At 61.8% G+C, this 4032-nt stretch carries 3 protein-coding genes; all 3 read right to left on the minus strand.

Annotated elements, in window-relative coordinates:
• Positions 1-3: 3 nt before the first annotated feature.
• Complete coding sequence (locus tag DBR24_RS07500) at positions 4-1368, minus strand: glutamine synthetase family protein (protein ID WP_128614376.1); 1365 nt, start codon at positions 1366-1368, stop codon at positions 4-6.
• 556 nt (positions 1369-1924) lie between these two features.
• Entirely contained in the window at positions 1925-2824 is a 900-nt protein-coding gene (locus DBR24_RS07505) for a LysR family transcriptional regulator (RefSeq protein WP_128614377.1), read from the minus strand.
• Between the two features lie 287 nt (positions 2825-3111).
• Positions 3112-4011, minus strand: a complete 900-nt coding sequence (locus DBR24_RS07510) for a bestrophin family protein (protein ID WP_128614378.1) — start codon at positions 4009-4011, stop codon at positions 3112-3114.
• Between the last annotated feature and the right edge of the window lie 21 nt (positions 4012-4032).

Consider the following 4032-nt stretch of genomic DNA (forward strand, 5'->3'; position numbering starts at 1 on the left):
ACTTCAGGCTTCGGTCAAATACCAGCGCCAATCCTGCTCACCCACCTCGGCCATGAACTGCCGGTACTCGGCGCGTTTCACCGCCAGGTACACGCCGAGAAATTCCTGGCCCAGGGCATCCCGCGCCCACGCAGAATTCTCCAGCGCTTGCAGTGACGTCAGCCAATCGGTCGGCAGCAATTCCTTCGCCTGCGCATAGCCGTTGCCCTCGACCGGTGCGCCCGGATCGAGATTTTCACGAATGCCGCGATGGATGCCGGCCAGGATCGCCGCTGCGGCCAGGTACGGGTTGGCGTCGGCGCCGCAGATGCGGTGTTCGATGTGTCGGGTATTGGCCGGGCCACCGGGTACGCGCAGGCTGACGGTGCGGTTGTCGACGCCCCAGGTCGGCGCCAGTGGCGCGTAGCTGTTGGCCTGAAAGCGCCGGTAGGAGTTGGCGTTGGGGCAGAACAGCAGCAGCGAATCGAGCAGCGAGGCGAGCATGCCGCCAATTGCCGTGCGCAGCAGTGGGGTGCCGGCCGGATCCTCGGAGGCGAACAGGTTGCGCCCCTCGCCATCGGCCAGGCTGACGTGCATGTGCATGCCGGTGCCGGCCAGATCATCGAACGGCTTGGCCATGAACGTCGCCTGCATGCCGTGCTTGTGCGCCACGGCTTTGACCAGGCGCTTGTAGCGCACTGCCTGATCCATCGCCTGCAGTGCATCGCCGTGTTCGAGGGTGATTTCCACCTGGCCCGGTGCGTATTCGGAGATCGCCGTGCGCGCCGGAATGCCGTGCAGTTTGCAGGCGCTGTAGAGGTCGGCGAGGAACGGTTCGATCTGCTCAAGTTCGCGCAAACCGTAGACCTGCGTGTGTCGCGGTCGGCCACCGTCGGCATCCAGCGCCGGTTGCGGGCGACCGTTGTGATCGCGTTTGGCGTCGAGCAGATAGAACTCCAGTTCGCAGGCCATCACCGGGTGATAACCCTCGGCCTTGAGACCGTCGATGATCCTGATCAGCAAATGGCGCGGGTCGGCGATGCTGGCGGGCATGCCCTCGGTCGGGTGCATGCTGACTTGCACCGCAGCGGTGGGAATCTGCCGCCACGGCAGGCGCACCAGACTGCCTTCGAGCGGGTAGGCGCGGCAGTCGATGTCGCCGACGTCCCAGACCAGACCGGAGTTTTCCACGTCCTCGCCCTGTACGGTCAGGCCGAGAATGGTGCTTGGCAGCGGGCGGCCGCTTTCATAGACGGCGAGCAATTCCTCGCGGTGCAACAGCTTGCCGCGCGGCACGCCGTTGGCGTCGAGGATAAACAGCTCGATCATGTCGATATCAGGGTTTTGGTCGAGAAACAGGCGTGCGTCTTCAATGGCTGCGAATTTCATGGTCAATCACTCACGAGGGCGCCGCACAGGCGCGCAGATTCGGGCCGGACGCAGGGAGGGCGTCCTGGCAGGGATTTCGAGTGCAGATCAGTCAGAGGTGACACAGAACCTGTGGCGAGGGCGCTTGCTCGCGCTGAGGCGCGAAGCGGCTCTCGCTTTTCGATTCAAAGGCAGGGGACTGCTAAGCAGTCCAGCGGGAGCAGGCTCCCTCGCCACAATTCGGATCTTGACTGACTGGCGGAATCAGCAGGCGATATCCGGCGGGCGTGCGGAGTGACGCAGCTTGGAACGGCGCAGGGCCATGGGCAGATTGACGATGCGATTCATGCGCGGCCCCTGTGACAGGGGGCGCACACTGCGGAGACGTTCAACGATTTTAGTTGTTGTGGTGACGTACTCATAACGCGTGTTTCCGTTGGCGGAAAGCGTCGGTGGCGGGGCAATCCCGTCGACCGGTGTGCCCGGATAGTAAGGGGGAACCTCGGGAGCTGTAAACGATGAATGTGAAATATCTTGAACGCCCCGATCATCCGGCATCACCGTCTGGATCGGTCACTCAAACAACCGGCGCTTCAATCCCGAACATCTTGCGCGCCTCGGCAAAACACTTCTCGGCAATCGCCGAACGTGGTTCGGTCTTGCGCATCACCAGCCCCAGCGGGGCCAGCACACTGGCATCCGGCAGGTTCATGAACGATAGGTGTTCGATCGGTGCTTCCAGACCACTGTCCAGCGGCATGATCGAGCAGCAGAAACCCTGGTGAATCGCCTGCAACAGCTGATAGGTCGAATCGCTTTCCAGGATCGGCTGCGGATTGAGGCCACGGCTACGGAAGCTCAGGTCAATGGATTTGCGGTAATGCATGCCGGTGGTGATCATCCCCAGTGGCAGTTCCGCTGCATCCTGCCAGCTCATTTCATTGCCTTCGAACTGGAAGTGACGGTTGTCGTACAGCAGGCCGACGCGGGTTTCGCTGATCTCGAAGAACTCGAAATAGCTCGGGTTGACGTGGTCGAGATAACACACGCCGAGGTCGAGTTGATTGTTGCCAAGACCGGCGATGATCTCGTCGGAACTCAGCGAGGACAGGCTGAATTTCAGTTCCGGATACGTGCCGGACAACGCCTGAATGTAATTGACTGGATTGAAGTTGCTCAGTGGCACCAGGCCCAGGCGCAAGCTACCGACCAGTTGCCCGCGACACGCCGCCGCTTCGGCGAACAACCCATCATGTGCCGCCAGCAGCGTGCGCGCCCAGGCCAGCACACGTTCGCCGGCCTGAGTGAAACCCTCGAAGCGCTGGCCCCGATTGACCAACACCAGATCCAGCTCGTCTTCCAGGTTGCGCAGGCGCATCGACAGGGTCGGCTGGGTGATATGGCAGCGGGCGGCGGCCTGGCCGAAGTGTCGGGTTTCGTCCAGTGCGATCAGGAACTTGAGTTGTTTGATGTCCACGATGGCACCTGCTCGACGGGAATTTGGATTGAGTATTGACGCAGAGGCGCAAGGCGCGTGAAACGCGCAGGGTGCGACGATCTCATCTGATGGCGCATTCGTCCAATCGCAAGCGTTCAAAGGGCGATGGATCGGCTCTGTCACTCACGGTTCAAGGGGCTCTCAGCGCGGTGAGGTTCCGCGAAAGAGCCGCTCGAAAGTGTGGTTGGCGAGAGTGAAACGGTAGGTAACCTGTGGCAGCTGGCAAGCCAGTTCCCACTGGTTTTTGGGTGTCATGGGCGCAGGATTCAGCTCAGTACATAGTCCACTGGCAGCAGCATCGGCGGCAGGTCGGTCACGCCCAGTTCGCTGAGGATGTCGCGCTCTATGGTGCGCACCAGCGAGTCGGTCGCGAGGTCGTTTTCGTCGCGGCCGAACGGGTCTTCCAGTTCATCGGCAATCGCGTCGAGGCCAAAGAACGTGTAGCTGACAATCGCCGTGAACAGCGGCGTCAGCCAGCCCAGCGGCTCGGCCATGGCGAACGGCAACAGGATGCAGAACAGGTAGATCGTGCGGTGCAGCAGCAGGGTGTAGGGGAAGGGCAACGGGGTGTTCTTGATCCGTTCGCAGACCGCTTGCGCCTGGGTAAGGCTGGTCAGGTGGTTGGCCAGCAGCATGTAGCGCCATTCGCTCAGTTCGCCGTTCTGATGCAGGTCGGAGCATTGCTGGCCGACCTGCTGCAGAATCCGCCCGCTGTAATCCGGCACCTGCGCATCGTGTTTCGGTGTGATCCAGGCACTGCTGGCCGCTGCCTCGCTTTCCCGGCGCAACCGCGCATTCAGCGCGTGGGCAAACCCGCAGAGGTTGAGCAGTAACGGTTTGCGCTCGGCGGACTCGCGGATGACATGGGTTTCGCGAATCACCGAGCGAATGTGCACCAGCACGTCGCCCCAGGCCTTGCGCGCCTCATACCAGCGGTCGTAGCAGGCGTTGTTGCGAAAACTCATGAAGATCGACAGCGACAGCCCGAGCAAGGTGAACGGCGTGGCGTTGACCTTGGTGAAGTTGCTTGGGTGGAGTATTTCAATCAGGACGATGGCCGACGCCAGCAGGGTGACCATCAGCGTGCGCAGGGCGATGCGTTTGGCAATCGACCCCTTGAGGGTGAAGAGAATGGCGAACTGGTTGACCTTGGGTCGGATGATCATGCTGGACGGTCCCGGTGACGC

The organism is Pseudomonas sp. HMWF006 (assembly GCF_003061205.1).
Taxonomy (GTDB): Bacteria; Pseudomonadota; Gammaproteobacteria; order Pseudomonadales; family Pseudomonadaceae; genus Aquipseudomonas; species Aquipseudomonas monsensis.